Annotated in this window: 24 protein-coding genes and 3 pseudogenes; 25 read left to right on the top strand and 2 right to left on the bottom strand. The window is 66.7% G+C overall.

The genetic code is table 11. From position 1 onward, the window contains the following. Positions 1–175: 175 nt before the first annotated feature. The 21 genes and pseudogenes from OG430_RS42800 to OG430_RS42700 form a co-directional block, all read left to right on the top strand. Entirely contained in the window at positions 176–1570 is a 1395-nt protein-coding gene (locus OG430_RS42800) for a cytochrome P450 (protein ID WP_327358062.1), read from the top strand. After that, positions 1563–2606 (top strand): terpene synthase family protein, encoded by a 1044-nt coding sequence (locus OG430_RS42795; RefSeq protein ID WP_327358061.1) that lies wholly within the window; start codon positions 1563–1565, stop codon positions 2604–2606. Before OG430_RS42800 ends, OG430_RS42795 begins: the two co-directional genes overlap by 8 nt. A gap of 103 nt (positions 2607–2709) precedes the next feature. After that, positions 2710–4248, top strand: a complete 1539-nt coding sequence (locus OG430_RS42790; RefSeq protein ID WP_327358060.1) for a flavin-containing monooxygenase — start codon at positions 2710–2712, stop codon at positions 4246–4248. Between the two features lie 185 nt (positions 4249–4433). Then, the gene (locus tag OG430_RS42785; RefSeq protein ID WP_327358059.1) at positions 4434–5423 is read left to right on the top strand and encodes a beta-ketoacyl-ACP synthase 3; all 990 of its coding nucleotides are present in this window, start codon (positions 4434–4436) and stop codon (positions 5421–5423) included. A gap of 65 nt (positions 5424–5488) precedes the next feature. After that, a complete protein-coding gene (locus OG430_RS42780; RefSeq protein ID WP_327358058.1) occupies positions 5489–5731 on the top strand; it encodes an acyl carrier protein in 243 nt (80 codons plus the stop codon). Positions 5732–6037: 306 nt separating this feature from the next. After that, positions 6038–7078 carry a mevalonate kinase gene (gene mvk, locus OG430_RS42775; protein WP_442816659.1) on the top strand — a complete coding sequence of 347 codons (1041 nt, stop codon included), beginning with the start codon at positions 6038–6040 and terminating at the stop codon, positions 7076–7078. Beyond that, entirely contained in the window at positions 7075–8079 is a 1005-nt protein-coding gene (gene mvaD, locus OG430_RS42770) for a diphosphomevalonate decarboxylase (protein WP_327358056.1), read from the top strand. Before mvk ends, mvaD begins: the two co-directional genes overlap by 4 nt. Next, on the top strand, positions 8076–9254 hold the full coding sequence (locus OG430_RS42765; protein WP_327358055.1) for a phosphomevalonate kinase: 1179 nt from the start codon (positions 8076–8078) through the stop codon (positions 9252–9254). The genes mvaD and OG430_RS42765 overlap by 4 nt, the downstream gene beginning before the upstream one ends. Next, a complete protein-coding gene (gene fni / locus OG430_RS42760) occupies positions 9251–10330 on the top strand; it encodes a type 2 isopentenyl-diphosphate Delta-isomerase (RefSeq protein ID WP_327358054.1) in 1080 nt (359 codons plus the stop codon). Before OG430_RS42765 ends, fni begins: the two co-directional genes overlap by 4 nt. Continuing rightward, entirely contained in the window at positions 10327–11424 is a 1098-nt protein-coding gene (locus OG430_RS42755) for a hydroxymethylglutaryl-CoA reductase (protein WP_327358053.1), read from the top strand. The genes fni and OG430_RS42755 overlap by 4 nt, the downstream gene beginning before the upstream one ends. Further along, a complete protein-coding gene (locus OG430_RS42750) occupies positions 11414–12661 on the top strand; it encodes a hydroxymethylglutaryl-CoA synthase (RefSeq protein ID WP_327358052.1) in 1248 nt (415 codons plus the stop codon). The genes OG430_RS42755 and OG430_RS42750 overlap by 11 nt, the downstream gene beginning before the upstream one ends. Before the next feature lie 127 nt (positions 12662–12788). Then, positions 12789–13652, top strand: a complete 864-nt coding sequence (locus OG430_RS42745; protein WP_327358051.1) for an alpha/beta hydrolase — start codon at positions 12789–12791, stop codon at positions 13650–13652. A gap of 126 nt (positions 13653–13778) precedes the next feature. After that, positions 13779–14066, top strand: a complete 288-nt coding sequence (locus tag OG430_RS42740; RefSeq protein ID WP_327358050.1) for an SDR family NAD(P)-dependent oxidoreductase — start codon at positions 13779–13781, stop codon at positions 14064–14066. Beyond that, positions 14005–14562 (top strand): SDR family oxidoreductase, encoded by a 558-nt coding sequence (locus OG430_RS42735; RefSeq protein ID WP_327358049.1) that lies wholly within the window; start codon positions 14005–14007, stop codon positions 14560–14562. The genes OG430_RS42740 and OG430_RS42735 overlap by 62 nt, the downstream gene beginning before the upstream one ends. Before the next feature lie 10 nt (positions 14563–14572). Next, on the top strand, positions 14573–14767 hold the full coding sequence (locus tag OG430_RS42730; protein WP_327358048.1) for a hypothetical protein: 195 nt from the start codon (positions 14573–14575) through the stop codon (positions 14765–14767). A gap of 281 nt (positions 14768–15048) precedes the next feature. Continuing rightward, positions 15049–15378 (top strand): hypothetical protein, encoded by a 330-nt coding sequence (locus tag OG430_RS42725; protein WP_327358047.1) that lies wholly within the window; start codon positions 15049–15051, stop codon positions 15376–15378. Between the two features lie 35 nt (positions 15379–15413). Next, positions 15414–16181 (top strand): transposase, encoded by a 768-nt coding sequence (locus tag OG430_RS42720; RefSeq protein WP_327358046.1) that lies wholly within the window; start codon positions 15414–15416, stop codon positions 16179–16181. Between the two features lie 129 nt (positions 16182–16310). Then, positions 16311–16862: pseudogene (locus OG430_RS42715) on the top strand (recombinase family protein); the annotation flags it as partial. A gap of 323 nt (positions 16863–17185) precedes the next feature. Then, positions 17186–17497, top strand: coding sequence for a hypothetical protein (locus tag OG430_RS42710; RefSeq protein WP_327359505.1), 312 nt, complete (start codon positions 17186–17188; stop codon positions 17495–17497). A gap of 577 nt (positions 17498–18074) precedes the next feature. Next, a complete protein-coding gene (locus tag OG430_RS42705) occupies positions 18075–18308 on the top strand; it encodes a MarR family transcriptional regulator (RefSeq protein WP_327358045.1) in 234 nt (77 codons plus the stop codon). Between the two features lie 113 nt (positions 18309–18421). After that, a pseudogene (locus tag OG430_RS42700) lies at positions 18422–18729 on the top strand (transposase); the annotation flags it as partial. 3 nt (positions 18730–18732) lie between these two features. Here OG430_RS42700 and OG430_RS42695 read toward each other — a convergent pair. Then, positions 18733–19678 (bottom strand): IS5 family transposase gene (locus OG430_RS42695; RefSeq protein WP_442816658.1). Its coding sequence is split into 2 segments (ribosomal slippage): positions 18733–19300 and positions 19299–19678, totalling 948 coding nucleotides; the frame shifts between segments, so codons are not numbered across the junction. A gap of 420 nt (positions 19679–20098) precedes the next feature. Between OG430_RS42695 and OG430_RS42690 the strand changes: the two genes are divergently transcribed. The 4 genes and pseudogenes from OG430_RS42690 (at position 20099) to OG430_RS42680 (ending at position 23274) form a co-directional block, all read left to right on the top strand. Continuing rightward, a complete protein-coding gene (locus OG430_RS42690; RefSeq protein WP_327358044.1) occupies positions 20099–20758 on the top strand; it encodes a hypothetical protein in 660 nt (219 codons plus the stop codon). Next, positions 20659–20919 (top strand): annotated as a pseudogene (locus OG430_RS49635) (M60 family peptidase N-terminal accessory domain-containing protein); the annotation flags it as partial. The gene OG430_RS42690 and the pseudogene OG430_RS49635, both read left to right, overlap by 100 nt. A 48-nt stretch (positions 20920–20967) precedes the next feature. Then, on the top strand, positions 20968–22305 hold the full coding sequence (locus tag OG430_RS42685; RefSeq protein WP_327358043.1) for a M60 family metallopeptidase: 1338 nt from the start codon (positions 20968–20970) through the stop codon (positions 22303–22305). Positions 22306–22323: 18 nt separating this feature from the next. Then, entirely contained in the window at positions 22324–23274 is a 951-nt protein-coding gene (locus OG430_RS42680) for a methylenetetrahydrofolate reductase (RefSeq protein WP_327358042.1), read from the top strand. Between the two features lie 48 nt (positions 23275–23322). Here the strand turns inward: OG430_RS42680 and OG430_RS42675 are convergent, their stop codons facing one another. Further along, complete coding sequence (locus OG430_RS42675) at positions 23323–24576, bottom strand: IS256 family transposase (protein WP_327358041.1); 1254 nt, start codon at positions 24574–24576, stop codon at positions 23323–23325. Positions 24577–25082 lie beyond the last annotated feature (506 nt).

Raw genomic sequence — 25082 nt, 5'->3', positions numbered from 1 at the left:
CGCCATGCAGGGATCGATCGCGCCATCACCACCGTCGAGAGGGCCCCTCAACTGCATGGGCCGAGAAAGCACCGTGACCATCTGTCAATCCTTCTGTGCAGAAAGAAGACGTAAAACGGCGCGACATTAGTTCCACTGAATACACCGGCGAAGAGCATCACTTGTGGAGGCGACGATGACCAGTACATCGGCCTGCGGAGCACATAGGGGATTACCGCCCGGCCCATCCCTCAATGCCGACACTTGGAAGGCAAGCGAACGTGACCTGATGGAGCACCTTCGGGAATTCTGCCGCACCTACGGCCCGGTGTTCACCGTCCATGCCGAAGGCAGGCGGCCACGCGTCTACGTTGCCGACCCTCAGGCCATACAAGACATATTCGTCCGCCATCAGGAAGACCTGGAGGGCCTTGGCCCCAGCATGTTCAAGGCCCTGGTGACCGATCGATCGGTCGCGTACCTGAATGGGCATGTCCATCGAAAGACCCGGCACCTGCTCGGCCATGCGCTCGAAGCCCACGACCCGAGTCTTCGGGCTCGTACCATCGCGCGCATTGTGGCCGACGAATCAGATCGTCTGGAACCGGGTGTCGAGAACCCGCTGGAGCACTTCACCAACCGAGTCACGCGTGGTGTGATCCTGGAAATCACTTTTGGCCGGCTGTCCAGTGACATTCATTTGAGGGTGCTCGACTCGCTCGACCGAGCCATGACCAGTCTGCACGAACAGCAGAACACGCCCTCGGCCTCCTGCCCCGAATCTGGCGAACGCTTGCCCGCCTCGTTCTCTGCGGCACTCGCGGATCTCGACCGGATCCTGCTCCTGGAAATAGTGCGGCGCAGGACTGACGAGACACGACAAGACTGTGTCGTCAGCCGCCTGCTCTCCTCGTCCACCGCCACCGGCAAGCTCACGGACCAGGACATCGCCCTGCACGTGAAAACGCTGCTGGTATCCGGGCATGAGACCACTTCGGCCGCCCTGGCCTGGGCCCTGCTTCACCTTTCCCTCAACCCGGTGGTGCTGGACGCTCTGCGACAAGAGATCACCGCTGAGCTCGCTCCCGAGGATCTCCTGCGGCTTCCCTACTTGAATGCTGTGTGTCTGGAAGTCCTCCGGCACAGCGCTCCCGTACCTAATGGCGGCGCGCGCGAGGTGGTGAGGGAATTTCATGCTCAGGGCTACTTGTTCCCGCCAGGGACTGAAATTGTGCCTGCCATTCATCTGACACATCAGAGGGAGCAGACCTTCGCGAACGCATGCGCCTTCGCCCCCAAGAGGTTCCAAGGGGTGCGCTACGGACACAGCGAATTCCTTCCGTTCGGTATCGGCCCCCGACACTGCTTGGGTGCCACCCTGGCCCTGCAGGAACTCCGTATCGCAGTCGCCGAAATCACCCGCCGGGCCGACCTTCATGTCGTACTGCCGCGCGGCGAGATCATGCCCATCTCCATGGGCCCGACCCAGCGTCTGCCGAAGGACATCGCGATCTACAGGTCACAGCCTTCAACGATCGCTCCACGACGCCGCACCACGGCACTCAACATCGGGAGTCAAGTCCATGAATGACAGCATGACGGACTTCGAGATGCCTGCCCTGTTCTGCCCCATCGAACTGGTACAACACCCTCAGGTCGACCTGATGGAGAAGGGTTTCATCGACTGGATGGACCGACTGTGTCTGGCGCCGACCGCCGAGCGCCGACAAGAGCTGATCGACATCAAGGCCTCCGTGTTCGCCGCCGCCATCACCCCATGGGCGCCCACCGAGCGGCAACAGTGGCTGACCAACTGGCTCTACTGGTACTGGGTTCCGGACCGATCCTCCGATGTCGGAGACAGCAGCCGGCGGACGGCGGACTTCACCCGCCTGTGCTTCGGGATCGACCGCGCGATCAGTTCACCTGGTTCCCTGCGCAATATGACCCCGACCCAGGCTGCCGCTGCCGAGGGATCTGCGGCATTCCAACGGCTCGGTACCACCGCACAGTTCCGTCGCTGGCGAGACGCTCAGCGAGGATTCCTTTTCGGCCTGATCCACCAGGTCGCCAACTCCGAACAAGGGTGCATGCCGGACGTCGACGAGTACCTGCTTCAACGGCAGATCACCGGTGCGACCCTTGCGACGGTCCCCATGCTGGAGATCGTAAGCGTCGAGGAAATCCCGCCCACCGTAATGGAATCCCCAAAGGTTCGGGCCCTGACCGAGATGTCGGCGATGCTCGTCGGCCTGGACAACGACATCTACTCCCACCCGATGGAACAGCAGCCTGAGGGAAACCAGCAGAACATCATCAACGTGCTCGCCTTCCACCAGGGCCTGACCAAATCCGCGGCGATCGCCGATGCGGTCGCACTGCGCGATCGCATCATGCTCCGCTTCCTGCAGCTCAGCGAAACAGTTTCGGCTCGCGAAGGACAGCCGCTGCAGCTGTACGTCACCGCGCTGCGGAACTATGTGCGTGCCAATCTTCATCTCGGCCAAAACCCGCGCTACCACCAGTACTTCGCTGACGGTCCTGAAACCCTCCGCATCACCGAAACCACCGAGACGCCCTCGGGGCCACTGCCGTACCCGAGCATCTCCTGGTGGTGGACCATGTGACGCCTTCGCGCCCGGACAAGTAGGACCTCGGGCTCGTTCGGACAGACCGGGCCGAGCCCGCCAGTGCGACCACGAATTACGCTGATACCTCCGAGGTGCAACCATGACCACAGCAGATTCCTACGACCACGAAGTGGCCGTTATTGGTGCGGGCCCGGGTGGCATTGCAGCCGGGGCGATGCTGCAGCAGGCAGGAATCCGGGACTTCGTCATCCTGGAGCGCGCCGATGAGATGGGCGGCAGCTGGCGGGACAACACCTACCCCGGGATCTGCGTGGACCTCCCGGCACTGGCCTATCAGTACTCCTTCGCCCGGAACGCCAGGTGGACCCGGCTCTATCCCGGAGGCGCCGAGGTCAGGTCCTACCACTTGGCCGTGGCCGAGCGGTTCGGTCTCCGCCGCCATGTGCGATTGAGTACCGATATCGCACGTGAGGTATGGGACGAGGAACGGCATCTGTGGAAGCTGCACACTGCAGACGGCCGGGTGATCACTGCCCGCTTTCTGATCAGCGCGGTAGGGGCATTCCTCAAACCGAGGGAGCACGTCGGCATACCTGACATGGACAAGTACCGAGGGAAAATCCAACGACCGGCGAGTTGGGACCACTCCTTCGACCACACCGGCCTGCGTGTCGCGGTGATCGGAACCGGCGCCAGCTCGGTGCAGATCACTCCCTCCATCGCCCCCGCCGTCCAGTGGCTGCAGGTCTACCAGCGCACCCCGGTCTGGTGCCTGCCCAAGTACAACCCCGAGCTGCCCCCGTGGTTCCGGAGAGCTCTCGCCATACCAGGGGTGGCTGCGGCTCTGCACGGCGGAACCGCTCTCATGGCCGGTGAAATACTCACCAGGCTTCTCAGCAGTGTGCCGCTTGAACGGGCCGGCCCCATTCTCCAGCGTGCCGACGACGCCGCTAAAAGGCGGTACGCCGCGTATGTGCGCCAGGTGGTCAATGACCCTGAGACAGCCCGGCAACTCGCCCCCTGGTACGGCCCCATGGCCAAGCGTCCGACCTTTTCCAGCACCTACCTGCAGGCCTTCAACCGGGACAACGTCCAACTGATCACCGAGCGGATCGAACGCTTCACTGAGAAGGGCCTGCTCACCGCCGATGGCACCGACCATCAACTCGACATGATCGTGCTGGCGACCGGCTACGAAATGTTCTCCGACCCTGAAAGCTATCGGCCGGGGACAATCACCGGTCGCAACGGCTTCGACCTGAGTACGTTCTACAACGAACACCGACTACAGGCATACGAAAGCACTGCCCTTCCCGGTCTGCCCAATCGCTGGATGCTGATCGGCCCCTACTCATGGACCATTGCTGGCTATCACGTCTTCATCGAGACCAATGCCAGGCACGCAGTCCGAGCCATCACAGCGGCCCGCCGCCGCAGAGCGACCGCCATGGAAGTACGCCAGAACGCCCACGACGCCTATGACGCAGAGCTGCGGAGGCGCGGCGAGGTGATCAACTACTACTACACCGTGCTGAACAAGGACGTGCGCACCTACTACGTCAACGCACACGGTGACACCCCCTTCTTCAGGCCTTCCAGCCTCATCGAAGCGCGCTGGCACGCCCGCCACTTTCCCCTTGACGACTACACCTACGGTCGATTGGGATCTCTGTCCTGATTTTGGAAGAGCCGAAATCGGGCGTTCACAAGAGCGCAAGGTTGCATGGCGTGCATGGCACTACTCACCTCGGCCCCTGGAAGGAAGAGCTGCGCAGCAGTGCACTGGTGATACCCCACCGCCCGGGCTACCGAGCCAGGCACTGGGGATCGCCAGCCCCGGACCCCGGCTAAGGAGATACCCCGATGGCCACACCAAGTTCCCTGATTGCCCCGGTGGCTTCCGCCGGACGGCCTGCAGCAGGTGCTCGTATCGCGGGCCTGGGCGTCTACCGGCCCAGCACCGTGATCTCCAATGAAGAGGCGGCCGTCGCCGCGCAGGTGGATGCCGACTGGATCGCGCAGCGGGTGGGCGTGCAGGAGCGCCGCTACGCCACTGCGGGCGAGAGCGTGCTGTCCATGGCCGTGGAGGCCGGCAGTAAAGCCCTCGCGGACGCGGGAGCGACCGCCGAGGACGTCGACGTGGTGATTCTGGCGACCTGTTCGATGCCGTCCTCGATGCCCAACGGGGCGGCCTCCGTCGCGGCGGGCATCGGCTGCCGGTCAGCGGCGGGCTTCGACGTGAACGCCGCGTGTTCCGGGTTCAGTCACGGCCTGGCGGTGGCCGACGCCCTGGTCCGGGCAGGTGTGGCAGGCGGGGTGCTGGTGGTGGGCTCGGAGCGGATGAGCGACTGGGTGGACGCGGGGGATCGCAACACGGGGCCGATCTTCGCCGACGGTGCTGCCGCCGCGCTCGTTCTGCCCAGCGACCAGCCCGCGATCTTTCCCGTGGCCTGGGGCAGCGACGGTGACCAGGCCCACCTGATCGCGATCTCCGCCGTAACCGGCCACATGGAAATGGCGGGCCGCAAAGTCTTCCGCTGGACCACCACATCCCTCAACTCCGTGATCGATGAGGCCTGCCGGCGCGCCGCCATGGCGCCCGCCGATCTGAAGGCCTTCGTGCCGCACCAGGCCAACCTGCGCATCATCGACGCCCTCGCCCAGCACATCGGCTCCCCCGGCCTTGTCACCGCAACTGATCTGACGGACGCCGGGAACACCTGCGGCGCCTCCGTCCCGCTGGCCTTCCACGCGCTACGCCAGTCAGGACGCGTACACAGCGGTGATCCGGTGCTCCTGTTCGGCTTCGGCGCCGGTCTGACCTACGCCGCCCAGGTCGTGCTGTGTCCCTGACCGGCGCGGATCCCCCGTTCAACACCGTTTATCAGCAGGTCACTTCGCAGATTCCTGGAGGAGTCATGAGTACGGACACGAGCACGCTCGCCTGTGTACTGCGCATCGTTGCCGTCGTTGCCGATCGGCCCGTCGAGGCCGTTCAGCCCGAGCAGCGGCTGTTGGAGGATCTGGGCCTGGACTCGCTGCAGATCACCGAAATCGCCCAGAAGATCGAGAACGAAGTGGGTCGCCCCATCGACGACGATCTCCTCAACGCGGACGGGGCCACCGTGGCACGGTGCGCCGAGATCGCTGCTGCGGCTTGATCCAGCCCGCAGAGCACGCGCCGCACGGTTGGCCTCGCGGCGCCCCTCCACGAGCAAGCAAGCAATCGAGTTGGACCTCGGGAAACACCCGACCTCGGAAAGGGAACGCGCCATGACCTGCGCCCCCTACTCCCCGCCCGCTGCCAGAGACTTTGCCGGTCTGCACACGTGTGCCGAAATCATCCGGGACATCTTCCTCGGTGTTCGCTGTGCCGCCAACGCTGCCAACGCTCGCGACGCTGCCGATGTCGCGGTCTCATGCAACGTGCCGTCGCACCCCCATGTTCCTTGCAAAGCGGCGTAGACATGATCCAGCAGCAGTCGGGAGCCTTCAGCGCTGTACAACTGCCTGGCTTCCCTGGGCCGTACGATCCGGGGCTACGCTCCGGAGCCGGGGGAGCTCACGGCAAGGCGATCCTGCTGGGCGAGCACGCTGTCGTCTACGGAGCGCCCGCCGTGGCCGTGCCCTTGCCCGCCTTGACCTGCACCGCCAATGTCACCCTCACCGGCGAACCCATCGCAGGTGAGGCCCGCCGCCACTACACGCCCTTCTCCATACCGGCGGACGGCGCCGCGTTCCCGGCAACCGGCGTGCTGCCGCCCGGCCTGTGCCTGCTGATCGACACCGCTCTGCGCCAGGCCCGCCGGCTCGACGTGCCCGGAGTGGACGTGCTGGTGGAGAGCAACATCCCTTTCGGCAGGGGCCTCGGTTCGAGCGCCGCCTGCGCCCGCGCGCTGATACACGCCCTCGACCATCTGCTGCAACTGCGCCTGACCGCCGCGGAGGTCTTCGACTACGTCCAGATCGCCGAGACCGCGGCGCACGGTCGCGCCTCCGGCATCGACTCCCTTGCCACCGGGAGCACCCGGCCTGTGCTGCTGTCGGACGGGTGCCCCAGCACGCCACCCGTCGGCACTCAGGCCTGGATCGTCGTGGCCGACAGCGGCAGCCCCGGCGACACGAAACAGGCTGTCGGCATGCTGCGTGCGATCTTCAACGAACACCCCCGGTGCCGCGAGGAGTTCCTGGCGCGGTCGACATCTCTGACCAACCAGGCGCTGCGTGCCCTTGAGCAAGGCCAGTTGGAGATGCTCGGCCGGCAGCTCACCGACTGCCACGCCTTGCTGGCGAAGCTCCAGCTGAGCACCGACGGCGTGGATGACCTGGTCGACGCGGCCCTGGCCCACGGTGCCCTTGGCGCCAAGATGACCGGTGGAGGTCTGGGCGGTTGCATCATCGCGCTCGCCGACACCGCAGCCGCGGCCGACGCCCTGGCCGCCAGGCTCGACGAGCGCGACGCGGTGCGGACCTGGACGGCCCGGATCGAGTCGGGGAGGCCCGGATGAGGGCCGCGGCTGCGGTGACGGCTGTCGCCCATCCGAACATCGCCTTGGTCAAGTACTGGGGGAAACGCGATGAGCGCCTCGTCGTGCCGCTGGCCGACAGTCTGTCCCTGACCCTCGACGCGTTCCCCACCACGACAAGCGTCCAGTTGCGCCCAGACGGTTCGCGGGACGTGGTCGTCGTCGACGGACAGCCGGCCACCGGCGAGGTGCTGCGCCGCATCACCGGCTTCCTGGACGTGCTGCGCGCCCATGCGCGCAGGCGCGAGCCGGCCCGCGTCGACACCCGTAACACAGTCCCGGTAGGAGCCGGCCTCGCCTCCTCCGCCGCCGGGTTTGCCGCGCTCGCCCTGGCTGGCGCCGGCGCCTACGAGATCGGCCTGGACGCCACCGGGCTTTCCCGCCTCGCCCGTCGCGGCTCCGGCTCGGCCGCCCGCTCCGTCTTCGGCGGGTTCGTGCTGTGGCACGCGGGCCCTGCCGACGCCGAAGACGCCGACCTCGCCTCGTACGCCGAGCCCCTCCACGATGCCCGCGTGGACCTGGCGATGGTCGCGGTGCTCCTGCAGACCGGTCCCAAGCCCGTCTCCAGCCGGGAAGCCATGCGCCGCACCGTGGCCACCTCCCCGCTGTTTTCCGGTTGGCTCGCCGCAAGCCGCACGGACATCACCGCGATGCGCGCAGCACTGGCTGAAGGTGACCTGGCCACCGTGGGGGAGATCGCCGAACGCAACGCACTCGGTATGCACGCCACCATGGAAACCGCGAGCCCGCCCGTCGCCTACCGCACCCACGCCTCCCACCAAGTCCTCGACCACGTACGCCGGATGCGGGACCGGGGCGAGCAGACGTGGTCGACGATGGACGCCGGCCCCAACGTGAAAGTCCTGTGCACGGCCGTCGACGCACAGCGCATCGCCGCCGAACTCGGCGAGATCACCGGCTGCCTCACGGTCGTCGCCCGCTCAGGGCCCGGCGCCACGGTGACGACGGGGGTAGGCACATGAACCCGCCGGTCACCCGCCGGGCACCGGGCAAACTGCTGATCGTCGGCGAGTACGCCGTCCTTACCCCCGGCCGGCCGGCCCTCATCACAGCCATCGACCGCTACGTGACCGTCACCGCGTGCCCTCCTCTGCATGCTGATGTCGAGCTGGTCACCGACCTCGTGGACCATCCCGTGGCGCTGTACCGCAGCCGTGACGGACTGCGCCCGCACCAGCCGCACGACGCGGTCCATACCGAGGGCACGCTCGCGCATCTGATCTCCGTCATCGAGACAACCGACCGGCTCCGTGCCGAGTCGGGCCTTACACCCGTACCGCTGCGGCTGACCGTACGCTCGACGCTGCACGAGAACGGCACCAAGATCGGCCTGGGCTCCAGCGGTGCGGTCACCGTCGCCGCCGTCCACGCGGTCACCGATTTTACCGGCATGTCCCTGGGTGCCGAGATGCGTTTCCGTCTCGCGCTGCTTACCTCGATCACTCTCGACGTCCGCGCCTCGGGCATGGATGTGGCCGCCGGCACCTGGGGCGGCTGGATCCGCTACAGCCCGCCCGACCGCCAGGTGCTGCACCAACTCATGCACACCGGCGGCATCATCGCGGCCCTGCGCGCCTGCTGGCCCGGCCTGTCGCTGAGAACCTTGACGCCCCCGTCCACCGTGTCGCTGCATTACGGGTGGACGGGCCGGCCCTCCTCCACCACGGCGAAGATCGGCCACCTCCAGCACACCGCGTGGTGGCACAGCGATGCCCACCGCCGCTTCTGCGCCCGCAGCGCCCAGTTGACCGACGTATTGGCCCACGCTCTCGACCGCGACGACCCCGCTGCTGTTCGAGCCGCCGTCGATGCGGCTCGCTGCCTGCTGCGCAGCTTCGACCAGCAGACCGCGCTTGGCGTATTCACCCCCGCACTCACCGCACTGTGCGACGCGGCCCAGGCCGCCGGCGGAGCAGGCAAACCGTCCGGCGCTGGCGGCGGGGACTGCGGCATCGCCTTCCTGCCGCACGCCGCCGGCTCCGAGGAGCTCCACCGCCGCTGGGCCGTTGCCGGCATCACACCGCTGAACCTGCGTACCGCGACGCCACAGTTCGCGAGCCCGCCCTCGCGCATCGGACCGCACCCCGACAGCGCGCTGCCCACCCCTGGCACACGGATCACAAGGACCGCCCCATGACCGCGACACGCAAGGACGACCACGTCCGCCTGGCCGTGGCCCAGCACCAGACATCACCAGCCGGCCAACACGCCCCCGCCCAACAGGTCGGCGGTTTCGATGACGTCCACTTCACGCACCACGCTCTGGCCGGCACCGACCGCGACCGGGTAAGCCTGCGCACCTCGTTCGCCGGCTGGACGTGGCCCGTGCCGCTGTACATCAACGCCATGACCGGCGGCAGCCGCAAGACCGGCGAGATCAACCGCGACCTGGCCATCGCCGCCCGCGAGACAGGCCTGGCCATCGCCACCGGTTCGATGAGCCCCTTCCTCAAAGACCCCGCGTGCGCCGACACCTTCACCCCGGTACGCAAGCAGCACCCGGACGGCTTCGTGATGGCCAACGTCAACGCCAATGCCACGCCCGAGCAGGCCCGCCGCGCCGTCGGACTCCTGGACGCCGACGCCCTGCAGATCCACCTCAATGCCGTCCAGGAGATCGTGATGCCGGAAGGCGACCGGTCTTTCGGGCACTGGCCCGCCGCCATCGAGGCCATCGCGCAGGCCCTGGATGTGCCGGTCATCGTCAAGGAAGTTGGTTTCGGTCTGAGCGGCCGCACCGTCGCCCGGCTCGCCGGTCTCGGTGTGGCTGTCGCCGATGTGGCCGGCCGCGGCGGCACCGACTTCGCCCGCATCGAGAACGGCCGGCGCCCGCACGCCGACTACGCCTACCTCGAAGGCTGGGGCCTGAGCACCCCCGCCGCCCTCCTGGACGCCCACGGCAAAGGGCTCCCGCTGCTGGCCTCCGGCGGTGTACGCCACCCCCTGGACGTGGCCCGCGCCCTCGCCCTCGGCGCTCGTGCGGTCGGCGCCTCGGGCCCCTTCCTCGCCACTCTCGTCAACGACGGGCTCGCCGCACTCGTCGACGAACTGACCACCTGGCTCGAGCAATTGACCGCACTGATGACCATCCTCGGCGCCCACTCCCCCGCCGACCTCGCCGACCTCGCCGACATACAGGTCAGCGGCGCCCTGCGCGAGTTCTGCGACCACCGCGAGATCCCGCTGCCGCAGCCCAAGGAGGACAGCCAGTGACCACCCGGACCGGCCCCACCCACGTCACCGCGGCGGTCACCGCCCCGGATGGCGCCACCCCCGTTCCCACCCGCTGGGTGGGCCCGCTGCGCATCAGCGGCAATGCCGCCACCGGCGAAACCCGCGTACCGCTGGCCACCTACGAATCCCCGCTGTGGCCGTCGGTCGCCCGCGGAGCCCGCATCTCCCGTATGGTCGACGGCGGAATCCGCGCGACCCTCGTCGACGAACGTATGACCCGCTCCGTCCTCCTCGAAGCGACCGACGCCCAAGCCGCACACGCCGCGGCATGTGCCCTGGACGGCCGCCTCGAAGAGCTGCGTGCCCTCACCCGCACCACCAGCCGCTTCGCCGAACTCCTCTCGGTACGCCACGAGATCACCGGACCCCTGCTGTACGTACGCTTCGAGTTCGCCACCGGCGATGCCTCCGGCCACAACATGGCCACCCTCGCCGCCGACGCCCTCCTCACCCACCTGCTGGCCCACCTACCGAACGTCGGCTACGGGTCGATCTCCGCCAACTACTGCACTGACAAGAAGGCCACCGCCGTCAATGGCATCCTCGGCCGCGGCAAGAACGTCACCGCCGAGATCCTCATCCCCGGGCAGATCGTCGCCGACCGGCTGCGCACCACCGCTGCGAAGATCGCCCACCTCAACGTCACCAAGAACCTGGTGGGCACCCTGTTGGCCGGCGGCATCCGCTCGGCCAACGCCCACTACGCCAACATGCTGCTCGCCTTCTACCTGGCCACCGGGCAGGACGCCGCCAACATCGTCGAAGGCTCTCAAGGCATCACCTACGCGGCAGACCGTGACGGGGACCTGTACTTCTCCTGCACCCTGCCGAACCTGATCGTCGGCACGGTCGGCAGCGGGAAAGGCCTCCCCACCGTCGAAGACGCCCTCGCCCGGCTCGGCTGCCGCGCGGAGCGTCCGGTCGGCGACAACGCCCGCCGCCTCGCAGCACTGGCCGCGGCCACCGTCCTGTGCGGCGAGCTCTCCTTGATGGCCGCCCAGACCAACCCCGGCGAACTCATGCACGCCCACACCCGTCTCGAGCGCTTCAACGGAGCACCCCATGCCCACTGACCCCACCGAGGTGATTGTCGGCATCCACGACCTCACCTTCGCCACCACGAGCCTCTGTCTCACCCACGAGGAACTCGCCCGCCACACCGGCGCGCCCGTGGCCAAGTACCACCACGGCATCGGACAGACGGCCATGAGCATCCCCGCCCAGGACGAAGACATCGTCACCATGGCGGCCGACGCGGCCGCACTGCTCATCGAACGCCACGGCAGCGACAGGATCCGTACCATCCTCTTCGCCACCGAGACCGGCATCGACCAGTCCAAGGCCGCCGGCGTATACGTCCACTCCCTGCTCGGCCTGCCCCCACACATCCGCGTCGTCGAACTCAAGCAAGCCTGCTACGGCGCCACCGCCGCCCTCCAACTCGCATGTGCCCTGGTGCGCAGCGACCCCACCCAGCAGGTGCTCGTCCTGGCCAGCGACATCGCCCGCTACGACCTCGACAGCCCCGGCGAAGCCACCCAGGGAGCCGCTGCGGCAGCCATGCTCATCACTGCCGCTCCCGAACTCGTCGAACTTCACGCCCCCTCCGGGTTGTTCACCCGCGACGTCATGGACTTCTGGCGTCCCAACTACCGCGCCACCGCACTCGTCGACGCCAAGTTGTCCCTCGACACCTACCTGGACGCCGTCGACGGCGCCTGGCACGACTACCAGGCGCACGGCGGACTGCCCTTCGAGAAGCTCCGCACGGTCTGCTATCACCAGCCCTTCACGCGCATGGCACACAAAGCCCACCGGCGACTCGAGCGAACCGCAGGCATCGTGGCCCCTCTCCACACCACCGACGAGGCAGTCGCACCCACCACCACCTACAACCAGGTGATCGGCAACAGCTACACCGCGTCCATGTACCTCGCTCTCCTCGCCCTCCTCGACAGCGATACCGAGCTCGGCGGCGACGCCATCGGGTTCTTCAGCTACGGCTCGGGCAGCGTCGCCGAATTCTTCACCGGCACCGTCAGCCCCAACTACCGCACCCACCTGCGCACCGACAGCCACCGCACGCGCATCGCCCGACGCGAGCCGATCAGCTACGACACCTACCGCAACCTGCGCGCCCGCGCCCTGCCCACCGACGGCACGCCCCACGAGGTGATCCGCCAGACACTCGGCCGCTACCGCCTCGCCGGAATCCGGCACCACCAACGGCAGTACCAGAGGGCGCCTCGGATCCCTGCTGTGGTCCCTGCGCTCCAAGCGCTACGGCCTACTGAAGATCCGCCATCTTGAACTTGCTGGTCACGGAGATGGCACCCGCCTGATTGGAGGACACATGAACCCTCATATGGAGATGATTCCAGGTGCCGGCCGGGGTGCCCGGATGCTCGGCCCAATGTTGCGGCGCACGGCACGGCCGGTGCTCAACCGCACCCGGCTCACTCCACGCATGCTGCGCTTCGCGCATCTGTCCGACTATGCCGGACTCGCTCTGCGGCCCCCGCGGGGTACCCGGACGCAATCGGTCCCCTTCGCTCGCTTCGCAGCAGAGCTGGTGCGGGGTCCGCGCGTTTACGCCTCCGGCCGAGTGATCCTCTACTTTCACGGTGGCTGCTTCTTCTGCGGAGGGCTGCGTACATACCGTCAGTTGGTCGCCCGTGTCTCCGTGGCCGTCGACGGGCCGGTCCTCTCCGTCGCCTACCGCAAGCTGCCCGCGGTCGGCCTCGGCACGTCGGTGGAGGACTGCCTGGAGGCCTACCGGATGCTTCTGGACCGCGGGTTCGGCGCCGACCAAGTGGTGTTCGCTGGAGATTCGGCCGGCGGCTGTCTGGCCTTCGCGACGGCACTTGCCGCAGCCCACGAGGACCTACCCGTCCCGGCCGGTATCGCGGTGATGTCACCGTGGGTCGACCTGGAGTGCCTGTACAGCGCGGACCATCCCAATGCGAGCAGCGACCCGTACCTGCCCGTGCAACTGCTGTGGAAAGTGGCCCGGTTGCTGTCCGCCGACCACAGTCCCTTCCTGCGGCTCCTGGAGGCAGACCTGGCGGCGCTACCGCCGACACTCATCCAGGTTGGCTCCCTCGAAGTGCTGCGCAGTGACGCGGAGCTGATGAGTGAGCGTTTGGCCCGGGCGAGTGTCGGCGTTCGGCTGCAGATCTGGCAGGACCAGGTGCACGTTTTCCAGCTCTTCGCCGACGTCGTGGCCGAAGGGCGCCGAGCAATTGAGGAGATCGGTGCGTTCGTCCGCGCTGTCACCGACGGCACGCGAGCCCATGCTTGATCCGGGCTTGGCTGATGTCCGGGAAATGCGCGATCAGCGCCAGGGCGGCGCCATCGTCGTCGTTGCACTATAAGAAAATGGTGTGCTCGACCCAGCACTATATGCTCCCGATTGGAGAGGGTTGTGATGAATCCAGGAAATCTTCGAGGCAAGGTTGCCTTAATCACCGGCGCGGCGTCGGGAATCGGTGCTGCGACGGCTGATGCATTTGTCGCTGCGTGTGCAAAGGTCACTGTCGTCGACATTGACGAAAAGGCCGGGAAGGACTTGGTGTCCTCCCTCACGGGAAAGGGTGGAGAGGCGTTCTTCGCCTGTGCGGACGTCACCTTCCGCGCACGATGTCGAGGCGGCAGTGTCGGCCACAGTTCAGCGGTTCGGCCGACTCGACTGCGCGGTCAACAACGCTGGCATTGATGGGATGGCAGGCCCATTGCATGAGTGCTCCGAAGCGAACTGGGAGCAGGTCATCAACGTGGACCTCAAAGGCGTCTGGCTCTGCCTGAAGCATGAAGTGCGGCAGATGCTCCAACAAGACTCAGGAGCCATCGTCAATATCTCGTCAGCTGCCGGCCTTACCGGATTCTCCGTGGGTTTGGCTGCCTACGTCGCGGCCAAGCACGGGGTCGTAGGACTCACCAAATCCGCGGCGCTCGAGTACGCGACCAGTGGAATTCGTATCAATGCCGTGTGTCCCGGTGTGATTCGGACCGCCATGCTCGACCATGCCATCAGAGAAGGCGCGCTGACCGAGGACGCAGCGGGCAGGATGAACCCTGTGCAACGACTCGGCACCCCGGCCGAAATCGCCGAGTCAGTGATATGGCTCTGCTCCGACGCGGCCTCCTTCATCACCGGTCACGCCATGGCAGTGGACGGAGCCCTGACAGCTGGAATTCCGACCCCGTCGTAATCCGAGCCGAGTGTCAGAATCGTTCGTCACGACGGGCGATGTGAGCCGGATCGACGCGTACTTCGACGCCGTGGACATCGACCCCGACCGCGAGTTCAACCCCGGAATGGCCTCCGTTGCGCGTCGGCAGGTCGAGCGGATGCGGATGCTGGAGTGGGAGCTCACGGGGAAACACCCGAGCGACATCGCCCCCGACACCGAGTGATTCTCGAAAACGTTCCTTTGCCCGAGCAAGATCAAAAAGGAGAGTCCGGAGGTCACTCAGAACCGGATCGGGTCGCAGAATCCGTTGTCGCTCAAAAGTGCCGGGAGGGCAGTTCTGCGACTTGAGTTGTGCGAAAATCCGGACTCATGACGGACCCTCAAGAACCTTCCTCGCCCCCCGGGTCGGAAGCCGATCTAAGGCTTGTCCCGTAACGCAAGCGACTGCTGAGGTGTCAGTTCTGTTCTATGGACTGCGGGTTGCTCGGGATGAATGATCTGGACATGTCCATGGACGAACCACTCTCCGAAGCTGACCTTGATGCGATGACCGAGCGGGCTGATGCCGCGTCGCCGGGACCTTGGGTTCCCTGGCTGGAGACGCGCGGAGCGACAGGTGGCGAGAGCTTCATCCAGGTCGATCCTGACCTTGCAGAGCAAGATGATGAGATCTATGTCCGCCGGATCGTGGGCGCTCGGCAAGTGCTCGGCCCTGATCGTCAGTTGGATGCGGATCTCGACTTCATCGCGGGGGCACGCCACGACGTACCCCGCCTGATCGCCGAGGTGAGGCGCTTGCGGGCCCTGCTCGGGGAGACCGACTCGCAGGACTGACATGCGCCACTGGCACGTGGTGAGATCCTCGCCGCGTGTCTCACGTGATCACCGCAGCGGAACCGTCCTGGATAGGCCCCTTCAGTGGGTTGAGTCCGCGCTCCTTCGGCAAGCTGGTGAGCGCGCTCCGGCGTGAAGGCGTCGACGACGCTCGCACGGGCCGGCCCTGGGGACTTCCCCTGGCCGACCGGGTACTCCTGCTTACCGCGTACTGGCGAACGAACCTGACGCTGAGGCAACTTGCACCGCTGTTCGGCGTTTCGAAATCGTCGGCAGACCGCATCATCGCCCACCTCGGCCCGCTCCTGGCGATACGGCCGCGCCAGCGGTTCCGCAAGGACACCGTGCTGATCGTGGACGGCACCCTGGTGCCCACCCGCGACCACACGGTGGCCGAGCAATCGAAAAACTATCGCTACTCCACGGCTCATCAGGTGGTCATCGACGCCGACACCCGCCTGGTCGTGGTGGTCGGCCGGCCGCTGCCGGGCAACCGTCACGACGCCCGCGGATGGGCCGAGTCCGGCGCCCAGGCCGCCGTCGGCAACACTACGACCATCGCCGACGGCGGCTACCAAGGAACCGGGCTGGTCATCCCGCACCGCCGCCGCAAGGGCGAAGAACTCCCGGCCTGGAAGAACGAACACAATCGCTCTCACAAGCAGGTCCGGGCCCGCGTCGAGCACACCTTCGCCCGCATGAAGGGCTGGAAGATCCTGCGTGACTGCCGACTCAAGGGCAACGGCGTTCATCACGCGATGCTCGGCATCGCCCGTCTACACAACCTCACCCTCGGCGGATAGACGAACAGGCGGCACAGTAGCCGACCTTGCCCCCTCGCGACTCCAAGATCAGTTACGGGACAAGCCTTAGTCGAACGCCATCCGTGCCCCAAGTGCAAGGCGGCTCCCGGCTCGCCGTGCCGCTCGCGCTCCGACGCGGTCGCCAGCGCCTACCACACCGGCCGCTTCACCAAGGTGCCGAAGCTCGCGAAGGAACTGCGGGTGCAGACACCGGCCGACCGCGGGCCCGGCCAGCCCTGGCGGCCCGGGGCTCCGGTGCCCGCGGCCGTCGACCCGGACCTGCCGAGCGCGGACATCCGCATCGGCTACGCGCGTTGCTCCACGCTCGGGCAGGAACTCGACTCACAGCTGGACGCGCTCGCCAAGCACGGCATCGAGCGAGACAAGATCTTCAGCGAGAAGATCAGCACCCGTATCAAGGTCCGCCCCGCCTTCGAGGAGGCCCTCAAGACCGCCCGAGAGATCAAGGCCCACGCGCCGCACTGCCGGGTCCTGTTCACGGTGTACGAGATGAAGAGGCTGGGGCGGGACGCGGCCGAGCTCACCGCGCTGGCCGACCATCTGACCGAGCACGGCCTGGTGCTGGAGATGCTCGCCGGACCGCTGCCCGGCATCTACGACCCCACCGGGCCGGGCAAGCTCCTGTTCGGCTTCTTCGCGGCGATGGCGGAGACCGAGCGGGAGACCATCCGCGAGTCGACGCTGGAAGGGCTCGACACCGCGGCCCGCAAGGGCAAGTACGGCGGCCGGCCCCCGGTCATCACCGACGACATGCTGCACACCGTGCTGCGGCGCAAAGCGCTCGGCGAGTCCGTCGAGCAGATCCAGCCCGACCTGATCATCCCCACCGGCAAACGCAAGGGGCAGAGCCCATCCGTCGCCAGCATCTACCGGGGCCCTCGCCGAACACGAGAAGGCCCGCGCATACCCCGAAGCCATCGAGTCGGCCCGCGACGACTTCGCCGCCCTTCAGCAGCGGGGCCGAAGCCCCGTGTAGCTACTCAGTGTTACTCGCCACTTGGCGGCAGCTATACGAGAACTGGGCCTACATCCGCGACAAGACCCTCGAAGGCCAGGAGACCGCCCGCACCAACGGCAAGGCCATCGGCGGTACGAAGGTCACCGACGAGGACATGCTCGCCACCGCGCTCCGGCTGCGCGACGAGGAACATCTCTCGCTACGCGAGATCGCCTCCCGCCTTGTCATCCGCACCGGAAAGAAACGTGGCCGGCACCCCGCCCCGGCCACCGTCATGCGGATGCTGCGCGAACACGACGAGCAGACAGCCACAGCCACTCTGGAGCCCACGGCCTGACCTGGGGCTCAGTTCTTAGCGTAGTTTTTTCGGCGAGGACTACTGGGACCCCCACCCCTTCACGTCGCCGGTGAGGTAGCGGACGGCGAGGTGACGGGCATGCCCGCCGCCGAGCTCGGAGGCGGCATCGCCGAGCGTGGTGGTCATGGTGAACGACCGCTCACCTGGAGGAAGTTGTGACCCCCACCCTGACCCGGCCGGAGCCCGAACACGACGTCGCCGAGCGAGCCCGTCAGATCCTCGGCACCTGGCAGGCCGACAACGAGATGAAGGCGCCGGCCCATCGAATTCGACCTCTCACAACTGCGCCACCTCGACTACACCTGCCGCACCGCCTTGGAATCCTGGGCAGACCGGCAGGACACCGCCATCGCCGCCCTGACCAGAGTCTGACCGCCCCACCGGGGCAGGCAGTCCCTCCGTTCCAGAACTTGGCGTTGACAGACGGACAGGCCGTCGCCGGGTGTGTGTCGTCTGGTCGCTGTGTGGTACTCAACAGCAGATGTTTTCGGCATGATGCTCATGCGGCCCGGCACCACAGTGAGTCATCAGCACCAGGGGGAAAGCATCGACCAGCATGGATCACCAGGATTCGCGATGGTTCTTCCTGACCAACCACGCCCAGGTGCTGCTGACCATCGCCCAGGTGCCGACCGCGCGGCTGCGGGAGGTCGCAGCCGCCTGCCGGATCACCGAACGCACTGCCCAGCGCATCGTGGCCGACCTCGAACAGGCCGGTTGTCTGAGCCGGAAGGCGTTCATGCAGATAGACGCAGCCCATACCGCAAGCTGGGGCCGATCGTTCGTGTGAGCGATCACGAAATTGGTTCTGGTCGCGATTCCGGATGATGTTGGCGATGCTCACTCGGGGAGGTGAAGCCTGCCGGTTCTGCACCGTTGATCTCCGCATGGTGCTCTATGTGGGTGCGCGACCGACTGGACGAGCTGTTCACAGACGAGGACTTCGCCGACTGGTTCCCGGCCGACGGACGCAAAGGGCTCTCACCAGTCCGATTGGCGATGGTCTCGGTCTGCAGTACGCGGAGAACTTGACCGATCGGCAAGCAGCCGAGGCCGTTCGCTGCCGTCCTGACTGGAACTATTGCCTCGGGATGGATCTCGACGACCCCGGCTTCGACTTCTTGGTGCTCAGTGAGTTCCGTGCTCGGATGGCCCAAGGTGACCGGGCGGATCGGCTGTTGGCCGTGATGGTGGACCACCTGGTGGCGGCCGGCCTAGGCCGTTTCTGATGGCTCTTGGACGGTGTCGTGTAGCCAGATGGCGATGGCGGCGACGGTCAGGGTGCCGTTGAAGATGTAGTCGCGTTTGTCGTACCTGCTGGCGACCGCACGGAACTGCTTCCACTTGCTCACGCATCGCTCGACGGCGCTGCGGTGGCGGTACTGGTCCTTGTCGAAGGCTGGGGGACGGCCGCCCGCCCGGCCTTGCCGGCGGCGACGCTCGCGCTGGTCACGGGGCTGGGCGATGGTCGCCTTGATGTGCCGACGCCGCAGGTAGGCGCGGGTGTCGCGGCTGGAGTACGCCTTGTCACCGCGCAGGCGGTCTGGGCGGATGCGGGGGCGGCCCGGCCCGCTCCGCCTGATGCGCAGGCTCTCCAGCACGGGGACGAGCATGGGGTTGTCGCCCCGCTGGCCGGGCGAGGTCTGCCAGACCAGCGGGCGGGCCCGGTCGTCGGCCAGCAGATGGACCTTGCAGGTCAGTCCGCCCCGCGAGCGCCCCAACGCCTCACGCCCATCTGCCTCCACACGCGCTCCGCCCCTTTTGCGGGAAGTCACGCGGCGGCTGATGCCGGGCCCCCGCCGCATGCTGATGCGCCCGGCACGAGGTGGAGTCGATGTTCACCGCCCACTCAGCGCCCTTCTGCGCGGAGCGGGCCAGCGCCCCATCCGGGCCGGACGCATCGGCCTCGATCTGCAGCTCGGCCAGGATCCGCTGCCAGGTTCCGTCCGCCGACCAGCGGCGATGCCGCTCATACACGGTCTGCCAGGGCCCGTATCGCTCGGGCAGATCGGGCCACGGCACCCCAGTGCGGGCCCGGTACAGCACTCCGTTGACCACCCTGCGGTGATTCGCCCACTGCCCACCAGGGCTGCCGTTCACCGGCAGCAACGGCTCAACCACTCGCCACTGCGCATCAGTCAATTCATGGCGTCGCACCATACGACACGCATGCCCAGCCCCAACGCTGATCCACCCACCCAGCAAGAGCCATCAGAAACGACCTAGTCAATCGGCACCGACGGATTCGGGCCGACTCGACTCACGTCCTCGCAGCGGTGCGGAAGTTGAACCGGGTCGACCTGGTTACGGACGTGGCGAATTCCGAGGAATGAAAGAGCGGGGCCCGGGCGCCCGGCATCGGGAATGGGTCACATTATGCGCCTGGTCATAGTTTTCTGCTCTGATGCGCGCCCTGGCACAAGGTGGAAGCCACCATGCGCTCTATCCGGGGTGTGCCCTATGCACTCAAGCTACACCCAATGGTTGGTGTGCGCTGGACAGCTGATCCACATGCCTGCACTGCTCTCGCTTCTGCGTGGCGAGTGGCCGCCATGCTCGGCGGGCGTTCACGATGCGGCAATGCACACCCTCATCCGTAATCGAAGGCAGCGACAGGCGGTCACGCTGCTGTGCGGGCTGACCGCTCTGCTGGCCACGGCCGCAGCTCCAGCCCGGCTTGACACGGACCCGGCGAAGGTCCGTCTCGAAGAGAACAAGGACTACGTGGGTTCGGGCTTCGCGCTGCCGGGCCAGAAGCTCACCGTGGCGTACAACTTCTTCAACGATGGTCCTGCGACCGCAGATCGGATCGTCGCTGAGGGATGGATGCCCGAGGGCCTGTCCCTGCTCGCCACCAGCGCCGGTCCCTGCTCCGAGCCGGAGCCAGGCCTGCTGCGCTGCGAGCATGCAGGGGTGAAGCCCGGCAAGGGACCGTACGACTATGCGTTGCCCACTTTCCAGGTCAGCAAGGACTACACGGAACCGCAGATCACGTTCGGTATGAACATGACTTCGTACGTCAACGGCGAGGTCTCTGACAGTGCTCATCTGGCCAAGCGGTGGAAGATCGAACAAGCGGCCGCCTACGCGGCCCCGGATGAGACGTCCTTCCCACAGAGCCGGCCCGGACCTGGCAGCCGCTGCCCTCGTCCGAGGCCGAGCGCAATCGGCTTGGCCGCGATCAGGAGTGGCCCGACTACCGACCGACCGGCTTTTATCTCAATCCCAACCAGGACTTGAGGATCGACGTGGCGCCTTACGCTGACGGCACCCCTGCTCCTCAAGTGGTCGTTGGTAACCCTGGTCTCATCGACACCCGCACAGGGAAGGACCTTCCAGCCCCAAGGACATACGACCTCGAGTCCGGTACGAACATCATCAGTGACTACGCTGGCGGCCCCATCAACCTCGGGTACGCCGACGACAGGCCCTCGGCTCACCGACACCCGGTGACGGTGACCTTGGGCGAGGCCGCCCATCCCATTCCGTACTACGTGCTCGGTGAGACCACCAACGAGCAGTGGCGCGCCATGCTGGCGGCCAGCGCGAGCCCGTACGCCCAGTTGGAGAGCGGCCGGGTCTTCCTGACCGTGACCCGGAAGACCGCCCTCAAACATGTCGGGGCCAGCCAGGACGAACTGCTCAAGACCTACGACGCACTCAGTGAGGCAGAGGATGCGATCGGCGGCGTGGGCAACAACGCGGCGGGCGCCGTCCCCTCCAGTCCGTTGCGACAGCAGATCGTGGAGTACCGGGCGAACGGCAGCGCCAACGCCGGTGACCACCGGGTTGCCTGGCCGACCAACTGGAGCAGCGAGGCCTTGCTGACCGCGAAGGGCCTCAATACATCCTGGGGTATGTGGCACGAGATGGGCCACCAGCGGCAGATGGCCAAGTGGAGCTGGGACGCGATGCAAGAGCTCACCGTCAATATCTATGCCCTCGCAGCGGACCGCCGGCTGCCCGGAACTCAAAACGAGCACGCGACCCCAGAGGAGTGGCAGAACGCGCTCGCCTATCTGTCTCTCCCCTACACTCAGCGCGACTGGGACGACGCGGGCGGCGACGAGATGCAAGGCAGCGAATACCACTTCGGCCGGTTCACCATGCTGGAACAGCTGCGCCTGCTGTTCGGTGATGCGTTCTACCACCGTCTGCACGCCGTGTCTCGGCCGACTACCCCGCAGGCGGCAGGTAGTAACGCCGCCCGTAAGCGCCTTTTCATGGTTCAGGCGAGCAAGGCGGCGGGTCGTGACCTCACCGGGTACTTCACAGCCTGGGGGCTTCGTCCCGATTCGGGAACTCGGCAGGGCATTGCCGCACTCAAACTGCCCAAGGCCCCTACAGACTGGTCCCGCATCGCCGTGTACAGCCAGGGCCAGCAGTTGGCCAACGCAGCCACTGGGCAGTGCCTAACGGCCGGCGCTCCGCGTGGCGCCGTCACTCTTGCCCCGTGCAGGACCACCGCTACCCAGCAGTGGAGTTTGACCGCAGCATCAGGCGGCACTCAGCAGTTGGTCAACAGCGCCTCTCGGCAGTGCCTGGCCGTCCCGAACGCCTCCGCCAGGCCTGGTACCGGACTCCTGCAGATGCCCTGCGGCCGTGGGGCTGACCGCCAGTGGCGCCTGGGCACCACCAGCGACGGTCAGTCCCACCACGAGTTATTGTCAAATCCTGTGGATCTGATCAACGCGGTCGTTCCATCGGAGCCTTGTTTTGGTTCCCTCGGGCAAGAGCGGTCGAATCCGGTCTCACAGAGCGGCGTTCGCCTGCTGCCTGGTGAATGAGCTGGTAGCTTCCGCGACATGATCGACCACAGAGACAGCACGGCTCTCCGGACGCTGGTGACCAACGCCGACGCCGAGAGCGGCATCCTGCTGTTCGGCATCACGCCGCCGCGTCTGAGCACCGCTCCCGAGCGGATACGGGAGATCACCGCGGCCACGTTGGCACGGTTGGACTTCCTCGACCTGGACGGTCTGGCGCTCTACGACATCGACGACGAGAGCGACCGCAATCCCGCGGAGCGGCCGTTTCCGTACCTGCCGACCATGGACCCCGCCACCTACCACGCGGAATACCTCGGCGAGTGGAACCGCCCTGCGGTTATCTACCGGTGCGTCGGCAAGTACCCCGAGGCGGAGCTGCGGACTTGGCTGCAGATGGCCGACACGGACCGAGTGCTCAGCGTCTTCGTCGGTGCGGCCTCGAAAGACAAGACGGTGCGGACCCGCCTGTCCGAGGCGCAGGCCCTGCGCCGCGACGTCCGCCCGGAGCTGCTGCTCGGCGGCGTCGCCATCACCGAGCGGCCCGACGAGCATCTGCGGCTGCTCGCCAAGCAGGAGGCGGGATGCGCGTACTTCATCTCGCAGGTCGTCTACAACGCTGACGCGGTGAAGAGCATGGTCTCCGACTACTACTACGCCTGCCGCGAGCGGCGGCTCGCACCCAGGCCCGTCGTGTTCACGCTCTCGGTATGCGGCTCGGTGAAGACGCTGACGTTCCTCAAATGGCTCGGAGTCGACGTGCCACGCTGGATTGAGAACTCGCTGCTCCATGCCGACGACACCCTGGCCGAGTCGTACGAGCACTGCTTGGCCAACGCCCGTGACCTGGTCGCCTTCTGCCGCAGGCTCGGCATGCCGTTCGGCTTCCTCGTAGAGAGCGTCTCGATCCGCAAAGTCGAGATCGATGCCTCGGTCGCCCTCGCCGGCGAGGTGAGCGGACTGCTCGGGCGCGGTCGACCATCCGTATGAGGCCAGCCATGCACGTGCAGGTGTCAAGTCCTCTGATCATGACGTAGCTCAGGCTGCTGAGACTTCCTCGCGCTCGACGAGGACTCCCTTCTCGAAGCGGGCTCCGACACGGACCAGGTAGACCAGGTGAGGCGCGTTGACCGCGCGCCATCGGGCCTGGCCGGACTCGACGAGCTTGAAGACCATCGCGAGGGCAGCGGCCGGGCTGCCGGCCCCGCGGGTGACCTTGGTTCGAAGCTTGACCGTGCTGAAAGTCGATTCAATCGGATTTGTCGTGCGTAGATGGACCCAATGCTCCGCGGGGAAGTCGTAGAACGCCAGCAGTTCGTCGACCTCGCCGGTGATCTTCTTGACGGCTTTGGGCAACTTCGCCCCGTACGCCTTGTCGAACGCCTTGACCGCCTTGTCCGCGTGCGTGCGGTCCTCAGCGTTGTAGATCTCCTGGAGAGCCTTCTTCGCGCCGGGCTGCGCGGACCTCGGCAACGCGTTCATGACATTGCGGGTCCTGTGAACCCAACACCTCTGGTGCCTGGCCTGCGGAAACACCTCCGCCAGTGCCCGCCACAGGCCCATCGCGCCGTCACCGACCATGAGCATCGGGTCGCGCATGCCGCGTCGGCGGGAGTCCCGCAGCAGGTCGGCCCAGGACTCGGTGGACTCGCGCAACCCCTCGGCGATCGCGATCAGTTCCTTGGTGCCGTCGACGCGGACGCCCATCAGGACCAGGAGGCAGGAGTGCGTCTCGGACAGGCGAATCTTGGGGTGGACGCCGTCGGCCCAGACGTAGACGTAGTCGGATTCGGCCAGGTCACGGCGCTGGAACTCGGCGTGGTCAGCGGTCCACTGCTTCGTCAGCCGCGTCACGGTGGCTGGCGACAGGCCGGCCGAAGAACCCAGGAACTGTTCCATTGCGGGCACGAAGTCGCCGGAGGACAGGCCGTGGAGGTAGAGCAGCGGCAGGACCTCGCTGATCTTCGGGGACTTCCGGCACCACGGCGGGAGGATCTTCGAGGAGAACCGCTTGCGCTCACCGGTGGCCTCGTCGACGCGCTTGTCGTTCACACGCGGGGCGGCGACCTCGACGGGCCCAGCGGCTGTGGTCACCGTTCGGGGACGGTGCCGGCCGTTACGGACCATCAGTCGGCGACCGGCCTCGTCCCGCTGCCCGGCGAGCTCGGCTATGCACTGGTCAACTTCCGCCTCCAGTGCGGCGGCTAGCATCCGCCTCGCGCCCTCCCGGACGATCTCGTCAATCAGGGAACCGGCCTCGGTGGTGCCGTCTTCGTTGACTACGCTGAGCACGGGCGTGCCTTCCCGACCCGGGTTCGCAGCGCGGGCCTACTCGGTGACTTGACGATCACTCACTCGGGAAGGTACGCCCTTCGTGCGTCCTCCAGAGGAGCCGATCCACAAGTCCTGAGCATTGCTCGTCCACCACCCTTATCAACGGCAAGAGCCGTCAATGCGCGACCGCCGTCAAGACAGGGTCTGCCGTGACACAGTCGCCCTGCTCAGGCAGCGCAGCACTCCAATTCTGGAGAATCCGGTGAACAGAACTGCACTGCCGGAGGTTGCGGCACGAATGTGGTACTGGCAAAGAGGCAGGATCGGCGAAGCGGGGGCGCGGTGCTGGTACTGCTTGGGCCCAGCGCAGTTTCACGCCTCATCACACGTCGGTGGCGTGGGTGTAGTGCTGAAGGCGCACATGTAGCACCACACCCATATGCAGGAGGTCCCGCGTGGAGCCACATGCTGCTCCGGCCGCCGCGGGGCCGCCCGTGACGTGGCACCGCCGGGCCTCAGGAAGA

This window comes from Streptomyces sp. NBC_01304 (assembly GCF_035975855.1).
Taxonomy (GTDB): domain Bacteria; phylum Actinomycetota; class Actinomycetes; order Streptomycetales; family Streptomycetaceae; genus Streptomyces.
The sequence above is the reverse complement of the archived record's forward strand: the minus strand, read 5'-3'. Positions and strand labels throughout refer to the sequence as shown.